This window comes from Bartonella vinsonii subsp. vinsonii, assembly GCF_902825235.1.
GTDB classification, from domain to species: Bacteria; Pseudomonadota; Alphaproteobacteria; order Rhizobiales; family Rhizobiaceae; genus Bartonella; species Bartonella vinsonii.
The window spans coordinates 198,155-219,737 of the sequence record NZ_CADEAJ010000002.1 but is presented as its reverse complement, the minus strand read 5'-3'; the positions used below and the strand labels follow the sequence as shown (position 1 = coordinate 219,737).

Genomic DNA, 21,583 nt, shown 5'->3' with positions numbered 1-21,583 from the left:
AAATAATTTAAACTTAAAAAGTATTTTATTTTAAATAGTTTTCATAAAAACAATCATTATACAATTGAATTTTTCTGGAAATCATAAACAATTATGGTTAGAAAATATCAACTATAAATTTAAAAAGGGAACATCTCATGAAAAATGAAACAACTTTAGTACAACATGATACAAGAAAACGTATCTTCGCTATCATATCTAGCGCATCAGGGAATCTAGTAGAGTGGTATGATTTTTACGTTTACTCATTTGCATCTATTTACTTTGCACCACAATTTTTCCCTTCAGATGGCGATGTTGTTACCCAATTTTTTAAAACTGCAGGGATCTTCTTTATTGGTTTTCTTATGCGCCCAATTGGAAGTTGGCTTTTTGGCTTTATTGCTGATCGTTATGGACGCAAAAACTCGATGCTCATATCTATTCTTATGATGTGTGGGGGCTCTTTTCTCATTGCCATACTTCCCACTTATGAAACTTTAGGGAGAACTGCAGCAATTCTTCTTCTCCTAATCCGTATGATGCAGGGACTTTCAGCAGGTGGTGAATATGGTACAGCTGCAACTTATATAAGCGAAGTTTCCCTTAAAAAACACCGCGGTCTCTTCGCTTCTTTCCAATCTGGTACGCTTATTACTGGTCAACTTTTAGCCAGTTTTATTATATTCATTCTGGCACTTTATCTAACGGAAGATCAATTAAGAACATGGGGCTGGCGTATTCCATTTGCCATTGGTGGATTGGGAGCATTCGTTGTACTTTATCTACGTCGTTCACTTCATGAAACAACTACCAAAGAAAGCCGCTCTCAAAAACACACTGGGAGTCTTAAAGAGCTTCTAAGCAAACACACAAAAGCATTTTTTGTAATTGTTCTTTTTGCCTCTGGAGGATCTCTCACATTTTACACTTGTACGACTTATATGCAGAAATATCTGATCACAACTACCGGTTTTGATAAACATACTGCTACAACTGTAATGACCGCGGCACTCTTTATTTTCATATTACTCCAACCCATATTTGGTATCCTAGCTGATAAAATTGGGACAAGAAATTTACTTATCCTTTGGAGTGCACTCTCTACTCTCTTTACGATTCCTGGACTTCTCATAATCGGTTACGCGCATAATCCATGGATTGCGTTATCAACCATTATTGGAATACTCTGTATTATGAGCATGTATACATCCATCTCTGGTGTCGTAAAATCAGCAATGTTTCCCTCTTCAGTCCGAGCACTGGGAGTTGGTCTCTCTCATGCTATTGGCAATGCACTCTTTGGTGGTTCTGCCGAATACGTAGCACTTGGATTAAAAAATATAGGACATGAATCACTGTTTTATTTTTACGTAATCGGCGTAATGATCATTGCATTCATTGCCACCCTTTTTATACCGGATATGAGCAAAGGAGGATATCTTCAAGAAAACGAAACCGATTAAACCTTCGATGTTAAACAAAAAGCCCAAAATTCTTTGGGCTTTTTTTATTGAGCAAAATTGAATTTTAAAATTGTTTAAATTTTATCAAGTGCGTTTAATTGTTTGGCTACCAAATAATAGAAAGTCATACGACTTTTTCTGCGATCTCCAGACATCATTTCTGCAACTTTTGATACAGCCATTTTAGCCCTCTGCTCATCAGCGCCTAACACATCTTGAACCCATTTTTCAACGCGTTCTAACTCTTTTGGATCCGATGTAGCAACAAGTGATGCATCCTGTTTTTTCATCACTAACGCTAAGCGATGACGAAGCCTTTCTATTGCAGCCTCATCGGGATTTTTGTCATATAATTTAATATCTGCTAGATCATTGCTCATTTTGCTCCATCTCCTCTCCAAGAATTGGCGGCTGTATTTTACAACCGCGCCATATAGCTTCATAAATAATTAGAGGATTTAAAATATTAACAACCCCCCCCTTTTCTAAAGAACGTTCTTCATCTATATTTAAAGGGCTGGCTTGCCAGCTATGGTAATAAATGGACAATGGAATAAACTCGTTGGACCCGGGGGCGGTACCCGGCGCCTCCACCAAAATATAATGAAAAAATTATATTTTGGTGGGGGCGAAATAGGATCGACAAGAGCGTAAAGATTGCTCTTTTACTCGGCATAGTACCACCGTTATCGGACTAAATGAGTAGTTGCAAATGACAACTATGCGGAAGCACGTCTCGCTGCTTAATGCAGTGCGAATGTTTCAATTTAAGTCTTAAACCGTCGCAGGTTTAAGCGGGGTTCGGAGGCACCTGGCAACAGAAGCCTTCACTTTTATAAATGTTATTGATTGATCTTTCAGACATTCTTTATCATAAAATTTCTTATTATTTTTCGGTTGATTTAAATGCATAGTAGGCAAAATATTACTAGCCTAAAAAGATATTCTATTGCACAATATTACGCACGCTTATCTGCCATGTGAAATAAAAGGAAGAAACTTCGATGGTTCAAGATCAAATCCGTTACGATATTCTCGTTCAGGATGCACTTCGCGGGGTTATCCGTAAAGTTTTATTGGAAGTTGCCAAAGCAGGTCTTCCGGGAAATCACCATTTTTTTATTACTTTTCTAACAACTGCTCCAGGTATTAAAATTTCTTCTCGGCTTAAAAATCGTTACCCTGAACAAATGACAATTGTATTACAACATCAGTTCAGAGATTTAAGTGTCTCGGAAACGGCTTTTGAAGTAACGCTCTCTTTTAAAGAAATCACTGAAAAATTAGTAATTCCTTTTACGTCTATCCAAATATTTTATGACCCTATAGCATCATTTGAAGCAGCGTTTGATCTACCCTCAAACCTTACCTCTGGAGAAGATAAAAATTTAGAAAATACTCCAACTTCGCCTATCATGCTATCGGATAAACCCAAAAAAGAAAATCTTAGCACGAATAAAGACTCCTCAAACAATGATACCAAACAAAGTGCTGATGTTGTTTCTTTAGATTCCTTTCGAAAAAAATAAATAAACTTGCCTATGACTGAACTCATTAACCTTCGTCAATTCCGAAAGCAAAAAAAGCGGGCAAAACAAGCTGTTCTTGCAGAAGAGAATCGCTATCGTTTTGGACGAACAAAAGCTGAAAAAAAAATCGAGCAAAAAGAATCTTCAAAAACGCAGAAGTTTTTTGAACAAAATCGTTTATGGTGCAACGAACAAGAGTAAAAACGATGCACGAAGATAATCCTATTGATTGGTCAAAAATGGTCTTGCGGAAAATATCTGTTCGAATTAATGGACATGCAACAAGTGTCTCTTTAGAACAACCATTTCTAGACATTCTTAAATCCATAGCACGCAAAAAGGGCCAATCTTTAGCCTTTATTATCACTGATATTGATAGAAAAAGACCTCAACAAGTGAATCTTTCCGCTTCATTGCGCCTTTATGTACTTCAAAGTGTTCTTGCTCAGCGTTTGTAACATTTTCGATGATCTCCATTTCCTTAATTCAACCAAAGATATTGCAGCTTTTTTAAGAAAACTTTTTTAGACCTAGCACTCAGATGAAAAAAAGACTACACAAAAGGTATAATGAATAATTTTCTTGATCACATACCATTCTTTGAAGAAGATGGCTCTCTACCTCCCAATGAAAAGAGCTCTGGCCCCCCTATTCACGCTGGAAGAGCAAAAGAAAAAACGCAATGTGATTCCGATTATTTAGAACAACTCAATCCAGAACAGCAACAAGCCGTCATGAATACAGAAGGACCTCTTTTGGTTCTTGCGGGTGCTGGTACTGGAAAAACACGCGTTTTAACGACCCGCATTTCTCATATTTTGCACTCCGGTCTTGCCTCTCCTAAGCAGATACTTGCTGTAACTTTCACCAACAAAGCAGCACGCGAAATGAAAATGCGGATTGGTGCATTTATTGGTGAAATTGTTGAAGGCATGCCTTGGCTTGGAACTTTCCATTCCACCGGTGCAAAAATTTTGCGCCGCCATGCAGAACTTGTTGATTTAAAAAGTAACTTTACAATTCTTGATAGCGATGATGTCGTAAGACTTTTAAAACAGCTTATTCAAGCTGAAGGATTGGACGACAAGCGTTGGCCCGCACGAAGCTTTGCAATGATGATCGATTCTTGGAAAAATCAAGGACTTTCACCAGAACGCATTTCAGAAGGTGATGCCCATTCCTTTGGAAACGGCATGGGACGTAAACTTTACCGCAGCTATCAGGAGAGATTAAAAACTCTTAATGCTTGTGATTTCGGTGATCTTCTGCTTCATTCAATTTCTATCTTTCAACATAATCCAGATATTCTTCGCGAATATCACTCTAAATTTCGTTATATTCTTGTAGATGAATATCAAGATACAAATACAGCACAATATCTTTGGCTTCGCCTTTTAGCGCAACAATCCAAAGGACAACATGTAAACCTTTGTTGTGTTGGTGATGATGACCAATCTATTTACGGGTGGCGCGGTGCTCAAGTCGATAATATATTGCGTTTTGAAAAAGATTTTCCTCCTGCAAAAATTATTCGTTTAGAACGCAATTATCGCTCAACATCACACATTCTCAAAACGGCTTCTCATCTCATTTCACATAACCAAGAAAGGCTCGGAAAAACGCTTTTTTCTCATCAAGTAAATACTGAAGAAGAAAAAGTAAAAATTCATGCTGCATGGGATTCAGGAGAGGAAGCACGTGCAATTGGAGAAGAAATTGAACGCGCCCAACAAAACGGTCATTCATTAAATCATATGGCTATATTAGTGCGTGCATCATTCCAGATGCGTGAATTTGAAGATCGTTTTGTAACGCTTGGTCTTAACTACCGCGTCATTGGTGGCCCACGCTTTTATGAACGAATGGAAATACGTGATGCCATGGCTTATTTACGCGTTGTTGTCCAACCAGCAGATGATTTAGCTTTTGAACGCATTATCAACACACCTAAACGCGGCTTAGGAGATGCAACCCTACGCACCCTTTATGAGAGTGCTCGTGCACGCACTATTCCTCTTTTTTCTGCTGCAGCAGCAATCATTGAAACAGATGAGCTGAAGCCCAAAGCACGCAGTGCTTTGCGAAGCATTATTGAAGACTTTCGTCGCTGGCAAAATATGCTGCCATACACCCCCCACAGAGAACTTGCTGAAACAATTCTTGAGGATTCAGGCTACACAGCTATGTGGCAAGAAGATCGCTCCCCAGAAGCACCAACACGGTTAGAAAATCTCAAAGAAATGATCCGCTCTATGGAACAATTTGAAAGCCTTCACAGCTTTTTAGAACATGTTGCCCTTGTGATGGATGCTGAAAATAATGAAAACACCGATGCGGTCAACATCATGACACTTCATTCAGCAAAAGGGCTTGAATTTGAAACCGTTTTTCTGCCTGGTTGGGAAGAAGGTCTTTTTCCCCACCAACGCTCATTGGATGAAGGTGGCCGTTTAGGATTAGAAGAAGAACGGCGACTAGCCTATGTAGGACTCACAAGAGCAAAAAAACATTTGCATATATGGTTTGTCTCTAATAGAAAAGTTCATGGACTTTGGCAACCTGCGCTTCCCTCCCGTTTCCTAGATGAATTGCCAGCAGAACACATAGAATTTATAGAAATGGGAACATCTTATGGCGGTTATGGCAAATCCTCTTTTAAAGATCATAATTCCTTTTACAATAATTATGCTCCCTTAAAACAGAAGCGTGTACAAAAGAACATTGAAGGAAAAGCCTTCGTTCAATCAGTTGCTGAAACACCTTCAAATTTTGCAATCAATGATCGGATTTTTCATATAAAGTTCGGTTATGGTCGTATCACAGCAATAGATGATCATAAATTAACTATTATGTTTGAAAAAGCTGGAGAAAAGCGTGTACTCGACAATTTTGTAAGCAAGGTTTAATGAAACATAATAAAATCATCTTTCCAAAGGAAGAACCCTTTTTGATTTTATTTTGAGCCTTACTTCCACTTTTCGATAAAAATTTCGATGGGAAGCTTTTGCATATCGGGCAATGCGTTGTAAATTTTATCAAGCGGCCAATTCCACCAAGCCATTTCCAAAAGTGTCTGAATGACATTGTCAGGAAAACGCATACGCAACCGCTTTGCAGGAACGCCAGTAACAATCGTATAAGGTAAAATATCTTTTGTGACAACAGCGTTAGCACCAATGATAGCACCATGTCCAATTGTAATCCCGGGCATAATAACCGCGCCATGTCCAATCCATACATCATGCCCAATGATCACACGTTTTGCACAACGTCCTTCACGAAAGGAACTCTCTAACGGCATATAGCGGAAATATTCGTTAGGACGATAGGTTATTTTATGCGTCGAAAGGCGTTCTATGGGATGCTCTAGTGCATTGACACAGACATGAGATGCAATAGAACAAAAACGCCCAATATCACCATAAATAGCTTCACTGTTACGCTCAAAATAAGAAAAATCTCCAACGCTTACATCTCGCAAAACAACCCTCTCATTGATTTCCACATAGCGTCCCAATTTACAACCATGCAACCGTGCTGTGGTATGAATACGGGGATCGCTCTTATGGAACCGAAGATCTTTCTCAATATCCATTTCTCTTTCACCAATTGTTTTTCCGTAAATAACATGAAAAAACATACCGACAAGCAAAACAAAATCAACCATGAAACAGAGATTGCAAAGTTAACCAGCCAATGTTACAATTTTCTGATCCACCTAAGAGAGTCAGACTATGAAAAATGTAATACGCATCTTCGGGCTAACAATCATATTTCTTTCAGGCATTTTCATTTATGATGCGTTGAGAAATAAACCCTTGGGGGATGATTTTATACTCACTGATTCCAATGGAAAAACGATCACCGAAGTTGATATTCGAAGCCAGCCTTCAATTATTTTCTTTGGCTTCACCATGTGCCCTGAAAGCTGCCCTACTACACTGATCAATCTCGACCGATGGTTGACAGCTCTTGGACCAAAGGCTGATAAATTAGGAATATGGTTTGTTACAGTTGATCCTGAACGTGACACACCAGAAGTGCTCCATAATTACCTCAGTAATTTTAACAATAAAATTATTGGTATTAGTGGAGATCCTGAAAAAGTTCATAAAATGGTAGATTCTTTTAATATCGTTGCTGAAAAAGTACTAGGAACAGACGGAAATTACACTTATAACCACACAGCAGCAATTTTTTTACTAAAAAAAGGCGGAAAGCTCGCTGGTGTTATTCCTTATGACACCAAAGAGAGCGATACTGAAATAAAAGACAATATCGCTATTGAACAGCTGAAAAAACTCGTCTCAAGCTAAATAAAAGCCGATTAAAAGAAAGAACAAAATGTCACAGCAAATTCGTCTGTATTATACTGCTTCTAAAAATGAAGCAGAGCGGTCCTACACACTTATGGAAAAAGCCTTTGAAGACGAAGGATATCCTCTCGCTCTTACCGAGATAGATGAAAAACATGCTGTATATGAACTCTCTCTTTATGTGGATAAAGAAAACTTAGAGAATGCTTCCAAACAATTTGCAAACATTCTTTCTATAGATTCTGAAAAAATTAACCGTGAAATTTTACCCAATATTGACTGGGTTAAACAAAGCCTTGAAGGACTAACACCTGTGCGTGCTGGACCTTTTTTTGTACACGGAAGCCATAACCGAAACGATATTCCACCCAATGTTTTGCCTATTGAAATTGAAGCTAATCAAGCTTTTGGTACCGGACATCATGGAACAACAGCGGGTTGTTTGGAAATGATTGCCAAAGTGATAAAACACGAAAATCCAAAAAATGTTCTTGATCTTGGTACCGGTAGCGGTGTCCTTGCCATCGGCATCGCAATGCTCAAACCTGTTTGCGTACTTGCATCCGATATTGATCCCATTGCTATTCAAGTTGCACAACACAATATCGAACTCAATGGCGTAAAGAAATATATTACAGCTGTTACAGCAACGGGTTTTTCCCATGATAAAATTGCATCACGGGCACCCTTTGATCTTATCGTTGCCAATATCCTTGCTAATCCACTTATTGAACTTGCACAAGAAATGGTACAAGCACTCCAAAAAGGTGGATCACTGATACTGTCTGGAATTCTTGAAGAACAACACGCTCATGTGTTGGAAGCTTATATAAAGCAGGGTTTAAAACATATTGAAACATACCACCGTCAAGGATGGGTGACTATACATCTAAAATAAATGAAAAGGACGTTGTTATGTATCAATCTTTTGAGGCAACAACAAATCCAGCCCACGCTGCAGAGCGCATTTCCTCTCTTCGTAAAGAACTTGATCGCCTCGGACTAGATGGCTTTCTTGTTCCGCGTAGCGATGAACATCAAGGAGAATATGTTCCCCCACATGCTCAACGCCTTAGCTGGCTTACTGGCTTTACGGGTTCATCGGGTACTGCACTCATTTTAAAAAACAAAGCCATTATATTCACAGATGGACGCTATACACTCCAAGTCCGCCAGCAAACTGATCCACACATTTTTGACTATGAAGACCTCGTAACTTGTCCTCCCTCACAATGGCTTGAAAAAAATGGGCAAAAGCTTTCTATTGGCTTTGATCCATGGCTCCACACCATCACTGCCACTGATACATTAAAAAACGCATTAGAAACTAAAGCAGGTGGAAAACTTGTAGCAGTTCAACAAAATCTTATTGACCTTATCTGGCATGATCAACCACAATTTCCACAATCTGCTCTATCAATTCATCCTCTCAAATATGCTGGACGCGATACAAATGAAAAGCTGACCTTAATTCAGCAGAATATCAAGCAAGCCAATGCAGATGCTTTTATTTTCACAGACCCCTCCTCTATTGCATGGACATTCAATATACGTGGCAATGATGTATCCAATACACCTTTTGTCCTTTGCTTTGCCCTCATTCCTATCGAAGAAACACCTATTTTATTTCTTAACAGCAAAAAATTGGAGATAGAACAGAAACAATATCTAGAACATTATGCAAAATTATATGAACCAGAACAACTTATTGCAAAGATCAAAGATTATGTTCAAAAAGGAACAGTTTTTGCTTTAGATCCACGGCTAACATGCGAAAAATTACGCACCGTTATCGAACAACAAAGCGGGTCTTTCCTTACGCTTACTGATCCTGCTGCTCTACCACGTGCCATTAAAAATAGCACAGAACTAAATGGTGCACGTAAAGCGCACTTGCGCGATGGTGTAGCTCTTACTCGTTTTTTTTCTTGGTTAGATAAACAAACACTAGGCACAATAAGTGAAATTTCTGCTGCTCAAAAATTAGAAGAATTTCGCATAACGACAGCAAAGGAAATGGGAGAAAAACTTGAAGATCTCTCTTTTGATACAATCTCAGCAGTAGGGGCAAATGGTGCTATTGTCCATTATCGTGTAACAACCCAAACAAATAAAAAGCTCAATGCTGGTGAACTTTATCTTATTGATTCAGGTGGACAATACCGCGATGGCACAACAGATGTTACACGCACTGTAGCAATTGGCAATATTGGCCAAGAAGAGAAACGCTGTTTCACTCTTGTCCTCAAAGGCATGATTGCTCTTTCAACTGCATGCTTTCCAAAAGGAACACGCGGACAAGATCTTGATAGTCTCGCACGTATCGCCTTATGGAAAGCAGGTTTTGATTATGCCCATGGTACTGGTCATGGAGTTGGATCTTATCTTTCTGTCCATGAAGGACCACAAAATCTTTCGCGCAATGGGAGCCAAGAATTAATCCCTGGAATGATTATTTCTAATGAACCTGGATATTACCGTGAAGGCGCTTTTGGTATTCGTATTGAAAATTTACTCATTGTAAAACCAGCACAAAAAATGAACGGTGGAGAGATAGAAATGCTCTCGTTTGAAACACTCACAAATTGTCCCATTGACCGACGCTTAATTCTTCCAGAACTTTTGACACGAGAAGAACAGCAATGGCTCAATGATTATCATGCGCATGTCTATCAGGTTAATGCACCTTATTTAAATGAAGAAGATAAAAAATGGGCAAAAGAAGCAACAATGCCTCTTTAAATGAAGAAGCACAAACATCTTCTTCCTCTTCTTACAAAACACTGTACCTTCTTTTTGTAAAAGAAAAACGTATATACTGTCAGGAAATTCAAAAAATATTTTTCTAAAATACTTCAAGTTTTTTTGCTGGTAAAGCTAAACTCGTGTGGAACAAGGAGAATAAACTTGCAAGTGAGAGTGCTTTAACTCCTATCCTATCAACTCCAGACAGTTATATCCCCCTTTTCTTTATAGAAACTTTTATTATATCATCATCCTAAAGGATAATTTTTTTACAGCACTAAAGAGAATGATAAGATTTCTTAAAAGTACATGTTGATTTTTAACATCCATAAATCGCGCCTTTTGAAGAATGATAAAAACAAGTGAATTCTCATCATACTTGAAGCATCACTTCCCTAAACATAATGTCCTTCAATCAACTGCAACCAAGTCTCTTCATCTATAGCTTCAACCCCTAACTCTTGCGCTTTGGCTAACTTCGATCCTGCGCCAGCTCCAACAACAAGAAGATTGGTTTTTTTAGAAAGTGAACCAGAGGTCTTTGCACCTAATCGTTCTGCTAATGCTTTTGCTTCATCGCGTGACATGCGTGCCAAAGTTCCTGTAAAAACAATAACCTTTCCTGCTATTGGAGAAGAATCTGTCATAACAGGTTCCTCATCTAGAGGTGTTACTTCCTCAAGCAAGACAGACAAAACCTCACGGTTATGCGCTTCTTGATAAAAATCAATAATTGCACTCCCTACCTGTGGTCCAATTCCTTCAATATTGGTAAGCTCTATCCAAGCTTCATTGCCTTGTTCATTTTTCTCACCACATGGCATAAGTGCTGCCATCACCGCAGCTTCAAAAGCTGTATAATTTTGATAAGCACGTGCAAGACGCCGTGCATTAACCTCTCCCACATGGCGAATTCCTAGCGCAAACAAAAAACGACTTAGAGGAATTTCACGGCGCGCATTAATGGCATCATAAAGTTTACGAACTGAAACAGCGCCAAAACCTTCCATATTTTCTAAACGCGTCAAAGATTTTTCTTGCCGTCGCTGTAAAGTGAAAATATCAGCAGGTGTATGAATAGAAAACGTCTCATCTTGAACATGGAAAAAGAACTCCACCTGCTTTTTCCCAAGCCCCTCAATATCAAAGGCATTACGTGAAACAAAATGACGAATACGCTCAATTGCTTGTGCTGGGCAAATAAGCCCACCTGTGCATCGACGCACAGCCTCACCCTCTTCACGAACAGCATGGCTCCCACAAGCTGGACATAAGTGAGGAAAAACAAAAGCAGAGGCGTCTTTTGGACGCTTTTCAGCAATAATATCAACAATCTGAGGGATCACATCACCAGCGCGCTGCACAACCACTGTATCGCCGACACGAATATCACGGCCTTCACGAATAGGCTCTCCTTTATGGCCAATTCCCTTAATATAATCCTCATTATGCAAACTTGCATTGGTCACCACCACCCCACCAACAGTAATAGGTGCAAGACGCGCAACAGGCGTTAATGCTCCCGTTCGACCAACCTGAATATCAATGCCTTCTAAAAGCGTCATAGCCTTTTCTGCTGGAAATTTATGCGCAATTGCCCAACGTGGTGAACGAGAAACAAACCCCAAACGCATCTGGAGCATTAAATCATTAACCTTATAAACAATCCCATCTATATCATAACTTAAGGAATGACGGCATTCCTCGATATCATGATAATATGAAAGCATCTCTTCTACTGTCTTAAAAACTTTTGTTAATGGGTTGATGACAAAACCATATTCTTTTAACTTTTTCATCATCTCCATTTGGCTTTCTGCAAACATTTCACTCACTTCACCACAAGCATAAGCGAAAAATTGTAGCTTTCTACTAGCAGTTATCCGTGAATTAAGCTGACGTAGCGAACCTGCAGCCGCATTCCTAGGATTAGCAAAAATTAACTTGCCTTTCTCCTGTTGACTCCTATTAAGTTCTTGAAAATCTTCCTGCCCCATATAAACTTCACCGCGAACCTCAATAATATCAGGAAATTTACCCTGCAAAACTTGAGGAATATCAGAAATGGTCCGTGCATTTACTGTAACATTTTCACCCACATATCCATCACCACGCGTTGCAGCACGCACAAGTCTTCCTTTTTCATAGCGTAAAGAGAGAGATAAACCATCAATCTTCGGCTCAGCAGTTATTTCTAACGCTTGTGTTGCTGGAAGCCGTAAAAAACGACGAACACGCTCAACAAATTCACTTACATCTTCAAAGCTAAATGCATTATCAAGTGAAAGCATTGCCTGTGTATGAACGGATTTTTCAAACTTCTCAGAAACGGGCGCTCCAATTTTATATGAAGGAGAATCCGAACGAATAAGCTCCGGAAAAAGGGATTCAATTTCTGCATTACGGCGACGAAGAGCATCATATTCTGCATCAGAAATTTCAGGCTGGTCCTCACTATTATAAAGCACATCATGACGTGCAATCTCTTTTGCCAACCACTCTAATTCACTTGCTGCTTCAAGAGCAGTTAAGTTTTTAATTGCGTCCTTGTTCATAAAATCTATTCCAAGTTATGGGCCATGGCCATAAGGTTCTCAACTCTTCTGTACAAATAGAACCTCGATGAACGCATGCGCGTCAATTCTATCTATGTGAGAAGCTTTTGAGCAGCTGCACGCGCCTCTTGAGTAATTTGCTCTCCTGCTAACATGCGGGCAATTTCTTCTGCACGCTCATGCTCCTCCATCTTATGCACCCCCGTCATAAAACGCCCTTTATCATTACTTTCAACCTTTGAAATAAGAAAGTGACTATGCGCTTTGGAGGCTACCTGTGGCGCATGTGTAATAGCAAAAACCTGAACAGTTTTTGATAAACGCTGTAATCGTTGTCCAATGGCAGCTGCAACAGCTCCCCCAACCCCCGTATCAATTTCATCAAAGATCAATGTAGGAGCTGATCCACGATCAGACAAAACAACTTTTAACGCTAATAAAAAACGAGACAGTTCACCACCCGAAGCCACACTAAGCATTGGTCCCGCCCGTGTTCCAGGATTTGTCCGAACCCAATATTCAATACGATCTATCCCTTCTGCACTTCGTTTTTCAGCATCACTTTGTATTTCAACAATAAACTCTGCTTTTTCCAATTTCAATGCCGGTAATTCAGCCATAACATTTTCAGACAAGTGCTTTGCTACTTCTCGACGCTTTATTGATAACGCTTGCGCTAAGATATCATATTTTTTTTGTGCTTCCCGTGCCTCATGTTCAAAATGCGTTAATGCAGCTTGTGCCTCCTCAAAATGAGCAAGTTCGGCATCCATTTTATCACGCAATAGAGCCAATTCATCTGCAGAAACATGATATTTACGAGCAAAACCACGAAGAGCAAAAAGACGCTCCTCTATCCGTTCCAATTCACCAGTATCAAAATCCAATGCCCGCACGGCCTCTTCGATTCCCTCTTGTGCTGTTGCAAGTGCATGTAATGCCTCATCAATAGATTTCACCACAGGTGTAATGAGCTCTTGCGCTTCAGAGATTTTCCGCTCCAAACGTCTCACCAAATTGGAAAGGACAGGAATTGGTGATTTAGGCCCACTTAAGAGATCATCAGCCTCTTTAATATCCGTTGCTATTTTTTCTAATTTCAGCATATCTGCCCGACGAAGAGAAAGTATCTCTTCTTCTCCAACTTGAAAATCAAGCTTTTCAAGCTCTTCCACACATGCACGAAGATAATCGGCCTCACGCACAGCATCCTCTACCTTTATACGCTGTTTTTGCAGGCTTTCTTCAAATTCACGCCATATCCGATAGCACTGCCGCAAATTTTCTGTTTCATCCTCAAGCCCCCCAAAAGCATCTAATAACTGGCGATGTGTTGCAACATCAACAAGGGCGCGATCATCATGTTGCCCATGGATTTCAACCAACAGACGACCAACATTACGCATCAACGCAACACTAGCGACCTGATCATTAATAAAAACACGGCTACGACCATCACTTGATTGCACACGTCGTAAAATGATATCGCCTTCATCATCAAAACCATTTTCACGGATAAGCTGGCGTGCAGGATGCGAAACAGGCACATCAAAGACAGCTGTCACCTGCCCGCGGTCAGCACCATGACGCACAAGCGAAGCATCCCCCCGCCCCCCAAGAGCCAACGACAAAGCATCAAGAAGGATAGACTTCCCAGCGCCTGTTTCTCCAGTTAAAACCGATAAACCCGCTGTGAAATGAATATCAAGCGTTTCGATCAAAACAATATTATGAATCGAAAGCTGCACCAGCATATAAAATCAACGTGCCTTATTCTTACCACCACTTAAAGCATGTGAGATCCAAGAAGATTTATGCTCCTGTGGAGATATGCTATTCTTTTGCAATAAATTATAAGAAAACTTATACCACTCACTTTTAGGATAATTCCGTCCTAAAATAGCTGCTGCTGTCTGCGCTTCCGAAGTTAAGCCAAGAGCAAGATTAACTTCCGTCAAGCGGAAAAGTGCTTCTTCAATCTGATTTGTATCGGAATACTCTTCAACCACCGTACGAAATCTTCTACTTGCTGCAAGGTAGCGTCGACCTTCTTCATAATAACGGCCAACCTGCATTTCTTTACCAGCCAACTGCTCTCGACCAAAACGTATTTTCGCTTTAGCATCTTCAACATATTCAGAATGCGGATAGCGCTCTATGAGAAGCTGCATAGCAGCAATAGCACGCTTCGTATCGCGTTGATCTCGTGTAACATCTGCAATCCGACGGAAAGAAGAAAGCCCAATAATATAATAAGCATAAGCAGAATCATCTGATCCTGGATAAAGAGTAATATAGCGCTGAGCCATGCTAATTGAATCATCATACTTGCCAAGCCGATAATTTGTAAAAGCACCCATCACTAAGGATTTACGTCCCCAGTCAGTATAAGCATACTGTTTTTCAATCGTAAGGAACTTTTTCGATGCATCTCCAAGTCGTCCACTATTAAGGCTAGCAAGTGCCTGATTGTATAAAACATCCGGTGGATCCATTTTTAAAACATATGCAGAAGGATCAAGGGTATTTTTCTCTTTAAATAAACAACCTGCTAACATGCAAGTGCTCCCCAAAAGCATAACCCCCAATACCTTGCACACAATATTAGATTTCCTATATGCCAAATTTTCAATACATCTATAAGAATTTATCATAGTTTTCTCGGCCTCCAGAGAATATCACCTTGTAGCAAAAGTTATTTATTAAAAATTTTTATACCATATCACTTTAAAATCCACTAACCAATTTAGTGGCTTAGGTCAATCATCCCCTTAAAAATCAAATCAACCATAAGAAAATCTTTTCAATCTCTCTCTCATGTCACCTATAAGTAACTTTCTTCGTAACACGATTCGTCTGCCAAAACAGCTTTCACCAATTGCGAATTAATCCTATGCCCACTACAATAGGAGCGAAATAATCCAATAAAAGGTGCTCCAAGTAAAGCAGTATCACCAATCGCATCAAGCATTTTGTGTCGCACACATTCATTCTCCCAATAAGGACCATCTGAATTCATGATTTTATCATCAAGACCGATAACAAGAGAGTTTTCCAAAGAAGCGCCTCTCCCTTTTCCAGAAGCCCATAATTTTTCCACGTCTTTGACAAAACCAAAAGTGCGCGCACGGGATAAATCATCTCGAAATCCCTTTGTCGTAAGATCAAAAATGAAGTGTTGCTTACCAATAGCAGAAGAAGAAAAAGAAATCGTTATATCAAAACGACGCCCATTAAACGGCAGAAACTCTGCAACACCACTACCAACTTCAACGCGCAGTGGCTTTTTTATGATAAAATAGGAACGCAACGCATTCTGCTGTACAATGCCAACTTCTTCAAAAGCTTGACAATACTGCCATGCAGAACCATCCAAAATAGGTATCTCATGACTTGACACTTCGATAACAAGATTATCCAAATTATACGCAGCAATTGCAGCCATTAAATGTTCAATTGTTTCAATTCTGTACTCTCCATGGCCAAGCACCGTTGATAATTGAGTCATTCCCGTTTGCGATGCATGCGCTTGAAATATTTGATCTGTTCCGTCTAATCCACAACGCTTAAAAACAATCCCACAGCCAACATCGGCTGGATAAATCTTCACCACAGATTTTCCCCCACTGTGAACACCATAACCCTTAAATGTCACAGTTTTTTTAAGAGTGGATTGATATTTTTGCACCAGATTCATCACATCACTACATTGAATTGCTTTTACGCTTTTTAAAAACAGTTATAAAACCATAAAAATGATATGCAAAGTAAATAATAAACCCGCTTATGAGAAGCGGGTTTACAAAAAACAAAATATTCCCTCAAAAACGCAGTATATCTAACTACACAAAGTTTTTTTTCGCCATAGAAAAAGGAGTAAAAATTCCTCCCTTTCCTCACTTTTTGCCAATTAATTGGCCTGACGACGCAAAAACGCTGGTATTTCTAATTGGTCTTCTTCACTTATAAAATTACGCTGATCTTGCGGCACAGGAGGGTGTAAGGCACCAGAGCGACGTGGAACATAAATAGACGCATCCTGAGACAATGCCTGAGAACTTTTATTATAAACACGCGCTTTTGGTTGTTGAGAAGATCTCACAGCAGGCTCTAGCCGAGCTTCTGGCTCTACTTCCTCACGATGTGTTAAACTCTGTTTCAAACGTTGCCAAAGATTACGAGGACCTTGGCCAGCTGCAGATGACCTCACATGTTGGTCATGAACAACAGGGGGAAAATCCTTTAACTCAGGCATACGCATAGGTGAACGTACTTGCATCTGTTGTACCTGCTTGTCTTTCTGTTTCACAACTTCTGTCATCTCATCAAGAACATGTGCAGTTGCCTCCATGCTTACTGGTGCAATCATAGATTGCGGAGAACCACGGCCAACTTGCATACGTGGCGCATTTGACGTCTGCCCATGCACAGCACTTGCTCCATAAGGAGTAGCATTCGCATTTCGTGCAACAACAGCATCTGCAGGTTGTGCAAAAATTTGACTTTTAGGACGGAACTGTTCTCCAGCTGATTTGCCGTTTTCTATTTCAAGTGCTTCTATCACTTCTACCATTGACTCAGAACGTAAGGGAGGGGACTGAACATGCAAAGAAGTCTGCGGCATAGCAGAATCGCTCTTGCGCATGGAAGGTGCAGGTTTTTGAAATTGAGTATGAGAGGGTTGAACAATCTCACTAACCTCACGATCAATACCCGTCGCCACCACAGAGACACGAATAACACCCTCTAGTGACTCATCATCAATAGCGCCAAAGATAACATTCGCATCCGCATCTACTTCTTCACGAATACGATTAGCAGCTTCATCTACTTCAAAGAGAGTCATATCACGACCACCAGTAATAGAAATGAGTAAGCCACGCGCACCACGCATAGAAGTATCATCCAACAATGGATTTGCAATAGCAGCTTCAGCAGCAGCCAAAGCACGGCCATCACCAGATGCCTCACCAGTTCCCATCATCGCACGCCCCATTTCATGCATAACAGAACGAACATCAGCAAAATCAAGATTAATGAGCCCTTCTTTAATCATCAAATCCGTAATGGAAGCAACACCAGAATAAAGCACTTGGTCAGCCATAGCAAAAGCATCAGCAAATGTTGTTTTTTCATCTGCAATACGAAAAAGATTCTGATTAGGAATAACAATCAATGTATCGACAGACTTTTGTAATTCTTCAATACCAGCCTCTGCCGTTTTCATACGGCGTGCACCTTCAAACTGAAATGGCTTTGTCACAACACCAACAGTTAAAATACCTTTTTCACGTGCCGCACGAGCCACAACAGGCGCCGCCCCAGTTCCGGTACCTCCCCCCATACCAGCAGTAATGAAAACCATATGGGAATCTGCTAGATGATCAATAATCTCATCAATACATTCATCTGCAGCCGCTTGTCCCACTTCTGGCAAAGCACCAGCACCTAAACCTTCTGTAACTGCTGCACCAAGCTGGATAACACGTTCAGCCTTTGACATAGCCAAAGCCTGTGCATCTGTATTTGCCACAACAAAATCAACTCCCTGAAGACCAGCATTAATCATATTATTCACGGCATTCCCACCACCACCGCCAACACCAAAAACGGTAATGCGTGGCTTCAATTCCGCGATATCTGGCCGATGCAGATTAATCGTCATTTCCTTTTCCTTCTCATAAGACACCGCAAGCTAAAGCGATGAAATTTATACCTCTATAGACTTACTTAAAAACTCTCACGCAACCATTGACCGACACGCTGAAAATACCCACGCGTGCCCATCGATAAATGATTCACTGCACCCTGCATTGTTTTTTCTTCAAACCCCATCAATTGCGGATAAATCAACAATCCAACAGCAGATGTAAACGCCGCCCCTTTTGCAAGGGAAGGAAGCCTCGAGATACCCAAAGGCCGCCCTATACGAACATTTCTTCCTAAAATACGCCGTGCCATCTCTGGCAATCCTGTTAACTGGCTTGCCCCCCCAGTCAAAATAACACGTTTACCAATAATGTGACAAAAACCAGAACGATTTAAACAATCACGCACCATCTCTAAGATTTCTTCAACACGTGCCCGAATGATACGACCAAGAACAGCACGAGGATATTGCGTTTCATGATGTCCATTCCCAATCTCTGCTACATTAATCATATGCTGTTCATCAGCACTTGTCTGAAGTGCTGAACCATAGACAACCTTTAAACGTTCTGCCTCTGTAAGTGACATAGAAAATCCACGCGCAATATCAAGCGTCACGTGATGTCCACCAACTGCAAGAGCATCCGCATGAACAAATTTCCCCTCAAAAAACACTGAAAATGTTGTTGTCCCACCACCGAAATCGATACATGCCGCCCCTAAATGCGCCTCATCATTCATCAAAACAGCAAGACCACTTGCAAAAGGGGTTGCAACCATTGCTTCAACACTCAAATGTGCACGATTAATGCAAGTTTCTAAATTACGCAAAGACGCTGTTTCTGCTGTCACCACATGCACATCCACACCAAACAACTCCCCTGCCATTCCAACAGGATCAGAAATTCCTTTATCTCCATCCAATACATAAGAGACGGGGACGGAATGCATGACATGACGCTCTGCATCAAAAGCTTTGCGAGAAACATCTGAAAATGCCATACGCACATCACGGCGTGTTATTTCACGGCCATCCAAACGCACCATGCCATTAATAAGAGCGCTTTGTAATCGGCTTGAAGAAAAGTTTACAATCACCGAATCTACTACCAAACCAGCCATTTTTTCTGCCGCATCAACAGCCAAGCGTATTGATTGCTCTGCTTCAAACATATCCATCACAACACCAGATTTGATACCGCGTGAACGCTGCACTCCAAATCCTAGGATCTCGATAGAATGTGTACGACCATGTAAATAATGCGTATGTTTCAAAGAACGTAAACAAGCAATAAAACAGACAATCTTACTTGAGCCGACATCAAGAACCGTCAAAAAACGTGGTTTACGTCCCCCCATATGATGTGATCCGAGCAACATCATAGGCTTCCTGCCTTTCGTGCTTTTAAAATGCGTTCTTCTTCTGCCACAACAGCAGCACGACGCTCTAACGCCTCATCCGACAAAGAAACTGTAATACGATCAGAAAGACGCAAATCAAGACTGAGAATATCGCGAGAAAAAAGATCTTGTGCTGTCTCTGTCTTAAGAAGAAAAGAAAGCCTTTCAAGTGCGCTCTTTTCAGGTAACATAACGCGCACGCCATTATCCAAGACCAAATCCCAACGCCGTTCACCTACACGCACAAAAGCGCGAACACGACTGTACAACTGCGGATATACCAAAAGCTCTTGAAGAAACATTTTAGCAGCATTTTGCGCACCCTTCCCAACGACAAGAGGCAACTCCCAAACAACTCCTCCTTTAAAGGGCAAAATGACACGACCTGTATCATCAATAATATCCATCACACCATCATGTTGCCAAATTGCATAAGGTTCACGCTCCACAACAGAAATACGCACTCTATTGGGATAAATTTTTTGAATATTAGCTGATTGAACCCAAGCTTGCTGTTCTAAAAGAAAACGTGCCCTGTCAACATCAAAAGTGAATATAGATGCAGCAGTATCAAGTCCTAAAATTTTCAAAACTTCCTGTTTTACTAAGCGCTTATTACCATTTATGTCGACATCAGTAATCACAAAACCAGTATCTGCTATTACAGTCTTTACAATCATTCCCATATGACCACTTGATAAAAGTCCATAAAGCACTGTAAAAAAGAAAAACAATAAAACTGCAAAAGATCCCAAGTGGCGAGGAACATGAATACCGGCTATAAACTCAAACATAAACCGGAGCACACGACGATAAAGACGTGGCAAAACTGACACGAACAACACCTCCATCGAAACATTTGTTTTATCAACATTCAACGCATACACGACGCGTCCTCCACCATCCATTGAACAATATCGCCATAAGTACGACCACTCGCTTTTGCAATATCAGGAAAAAGAGACGTTGATGTCATACCGGGTTGGGTATTGATTTCAAGCCAAACCAATTCTTCCGTTTCCTCATTAAAACGAAAATCAGAACGGCTAACACCTCGACAACCTATCGCCTGATGCGCAGCTAATGACATTCTTTGCACCTTTTGGTAAATATTTGATGAAAGTGGTGCGGGACAAATGTGAAGAGAGCCACCCATTTTATATTTTGAATCATAATTATAGAATTGAAAGTGCTGGTCGGGGAGAATTTCACAAACATCCAGCACCTCATTTCCCAAAACAGCACAAGTAAGTTCACGACCAGGAATGTATTTTTCAACAATCACCTCATCCGCATACCCCCATTCAGTCCCCATAATATGATGGGGCGGCGCAGATTCATTTTCTTTGACAATCACAACACCAAAACTGGACCCTTCACACACAGGCTTAATGACATAAGGAGGCTCCATGGGATGTACTCTCCCAACAGCAAAGCGGTTCATAACACAAGAAGGTGCAACAGAAACTCCAACGCTCGCAACAATAATTTTTGCACGCCCCTTATCCATCGCCAATGCTGATGCCATCACCCCAGAATGGGTATAAGGAATTTTTAAATATTCAAGAATACCCTGAATACGACCATCTTCACCGAAGGGCCCATGCAATGCATTGAAAGCGATATCAGGCTGCAACTGTTCAAGAACAGAAGCAATATGACCATCAACATCCACGCGACTTACACGATACCCCTGAGCTTCAAGAATATCAGCACAAGCAGCACCTGAAGACAAACTTACAGACCGTTCGGAAGAAAATCCCCCCATTAATACAGCTATATGTTCATCCTTCATAACAACTCACCCTCCTCTGTCTACCATATATAGACCACCTAAAAACCACTCATACCATATACAGAAAATACTAAGATTTATCCTTGCGAATCAAATACCTAGCATTTTTCATAATGAATCAGACTCAGGCGCAAGACGCAAGAGCTTC

General features: G+C 40.5%; 18 protein-coding genes and 1 other RNA gene. 9 read left to right on the top strand and 10 right to left on the bottom strand.

Annotated elements, in window-relative coordinates; all coding sequences use genetic code 11:
* The first annotated feature begins 137 nt into the window (after positions 1-137).
* Positions 138-1,445, top strand: a complete 1,308-nt coding sequence (locus J7R12_RS03440; protein WP_126603556.1) for an MFS family transporter — start codon at positions 138-140, stop codon at positions 1,443-1,445.
* 74 nt (positions 1,446-1,519) lie between these two features.
* Here J7R12_RS03440 and J7R12_RS03435 read toward each other — a convergent pair whose 3' ends face one another.
* A complete protein-coding gene (locus J7R12_RS03435) occupies positions 1,520-1,825 on the bottom strand; it encodes a DUF2853 family protein (protein ID WP_126603557.1) in 306 nt (101 codons plus the stop codon).
* Between the two features lie 97 nt (positions 1,826-1,922).
* On the opposite strand from J7R12_RS03435, the gene ssrA reads away from it, so the two are divergent.
* The 5 genes from ssrA to J7R12_RS03410 all read left to right on the top strand — a co-directional run bounded on the left by ssrA (position 1,923) and on the right by J7R12_RS03410 (position 5,880).
* Positions 1,923-2,277, top strand: a transfer-messenger RNA (tmRNA) gene (gene ssrA, locus J7R12_RS03430).
* 172 nt (positions 2,278-2,449) lie between these two features.
* Positions 2,450-2,974 carry an SspB family protein gene (locus tag J7R12_RS03425; RefSeq protein WP_126603558.1) on the top strand — a complete coding sequence of 175 codons (525 nt, stop codon included), beginning with the start codon at positions 2,450-2,452 and terminating at the stop codon, positions 2,972-2,974.
* A gap of 12 nt (positions 2,975-2,986) precedes the next feature.
* Positions 2,987-3,175: a DUF4169 family protein gene (locus tag J7R12_RS03420; protein ID WP_126603559.1), complete on the top strand. Its 189-nt coding sequence runs from the start codon at positions 2,987-2,989 to the stop codon at positions 3,173-3,175.
* Between the two features lie 5 nt (positions 3,176-3,180).
* Entirely contained in the window at positions 3,181-3,432 is a 252-nt protein-coding gene (locus tag J7R12_RS03415; RefSeq protein WP_126603560.1) for a ribbon-helix-helix domain-containing protein, read from the top strand.
* Between the two features lie 111 nt (positions 3,433-3,543).
* Positions 3,544-5,880, top strand: a complete 2,337-nt coding sequence (locus J7R12_RS03410) for an ATP-dependent helicase (protein WP_126603561.1) — start codon at positions 3,544-3,546, stop codon at positions 5,878-5,880.
* A 59-nt stretch (positions 5,881-5,939) separates the two neighbouring features.
* Here J7R12_RS03410 and J7R12_RS03405 read toward each other — a convergent pair whose 3' ends face one another.
* Positions 5,940-6,569: a DapH/DapD/GlmU-related protein gene (locus J7R12_RS03405; protein ID WP_126604046.1), complete on the bottom strand. Its 630-nt coding sequence runs from the start codon at positions 6,567-6,569 to the stop codon at positions 5,940-5,942.
* Between the two features lie 139 nt (positions 6,570-6,708).
* Between J7R12_RS03405 and J7R12_RS03400 the strand changes: the two genes are divergently transcribed.
* From J7R12_RS03400 to J7R12_RS03390, 3 genes are read left to right on the top strand one after another with little or no spacing between them, the layout of a single operon-like run.
* Positions 6,709-7,290 (top strand): SCO family protein, encoded by a 582-nt coding sequence (locus tag J7R12_RS03400; protein ID WP_126603562.1) that lies wholly within the window; start codon positions 6,709-6,711, stop codon positions 7,288-7,290.
* A gap of 28 nt (positions 7,291-7,318) precedes the next feature.
* Positions 7,319-8,188, top strand: coding sequence for a 50S ribosomal protein L11 methyltransferase (locus J7R12_RS03395; RefSeq protein ID WP_126603563.1), 870 nt, complete (start codon positions 7,319-7,321; stop codon positions 8,186-8,188).
* Positions 8,189-8,205: 17 nt separating this feature from the next.
* On the top strand, positions 8,206-10,032 hold the full coding sequence (locus tag J7R12_RS03390) for an aminopeptidase P family protein (protein ID WP_126603564.1): 1,827 nt from the start codon (positions 8,206-8,208) through the stop codon (positions 10,030-10,032).
* Positions 10,033-10,430: 398 nt separating this feature from the next.
* On the opposite strand, the gene ligA is transcribed toward J7R12_RS03390, so the two are convergent.
* The 8 genes from ligA to J7R12_RS03350 all read right to left on the bottom strand — a co-directional run bounded on the left by ligA (position 10,431) and on the right by J7R12_RS03350 (position 21,435).
* Positions 10,431-12,590, bottom strand: a complete 2,160-nt coding sequence (gene ligA / locus J7R12_RS03385; RefSeq protein WP_126603565.1) for an NAD-dependent DNA ligase LigA — start codon at positions 12,588-12,590, stop codon at positions 10,431-10,433.
* A gap of 92 nt (positions 12,591-12,682) precedes the next feature.
* A complete protein-coding gene (recN, locus tag J7R12_RS03380; RefSeq protein ID WP_126603566.1) occupies positions 12,683-14,344 on the bottom strand; it encodes a DNA repair protein RecN in 1,662 nt (553 codons plus the stop codon).
* 6 nt (positions 14,345-14,350) lie between these two features.
* Positions 14,351-15,244, bottom strand: coding sequence for an outer membrane protein assembly factor BamD (locus J7R12_RS03375; RefSeq protein ID WP_126603567.1), 894 nt, complete (start codon positions 15,242-15,244; stop codon positions 14,351-14,353).
* A gap of 170 nt (positions 15,245-15,414) precedes the next feature.
* Entirely contained in the window at positions 15,415-16,287 is an 873-nt protein-coding gene (gene lpxC, locus J7R12_RS03370) for a UDP-3-O-acyl-N-acetylglucosamine deacetylase (protein ID WP_197721502.1), read from the bottom strand.
* 213 nt (positions 16,288-16,500) lie between these two features.
* Positions 16,501-18,255, bottom strand: coding sequence for a cell division protein FtsZ (gene ftsZ / locus J7R12_RS03365; RefSeq protein WP_126603569.1), 1,755 nt, complete (start codon positions 18,253-18,255; stop codon positions 16,501-16,503).
* A 65-nt stretch (positions 18,256-18,320) separates the two neighbouring features.
* Positions 18,321-19,622 (bottom strand): cell division protein FtsA, encoded by a 1,302-nt coding sequence (gene ftsA / locus J7R12_RS03360; RefSeq protein ID WP_126603570.1) that lies wholly within the window; start codon positions 19,620-19,622, stop codon positions 18,321-18,323.
* Complete coding sequence (locus tag J7R12_RS03355) at positions 19,619-20,527, bottom strand: cell division protein FtsQ/DivIB (RefSeq protein ID WP_126603571.1); 909 nt, start codon at positions 20,525-20,527, stop codon at positions 19,619-19,621. Before J7R12_RS03355 ends, ftsA begins: the two co-directional genes overlap by 4 nt.
* On the bottom strand, positions 20,515-21,435 hold the full coding sequence (locus J7R12_RS03350) for a D-alanine--D-alanine ligase (RefSeq protein ID WP_126603572.1): 921 nt from the start codon (positions 21,433-21,435) through the stop codon (positions 20,515-20,517). Before J7R12_RS03350 ends, J7R12_RS03355 begins: the two co-directional genes overlap by 13 nt.
* Positions 21,436-21,583 lie beyond the last annotated feature (148 nt).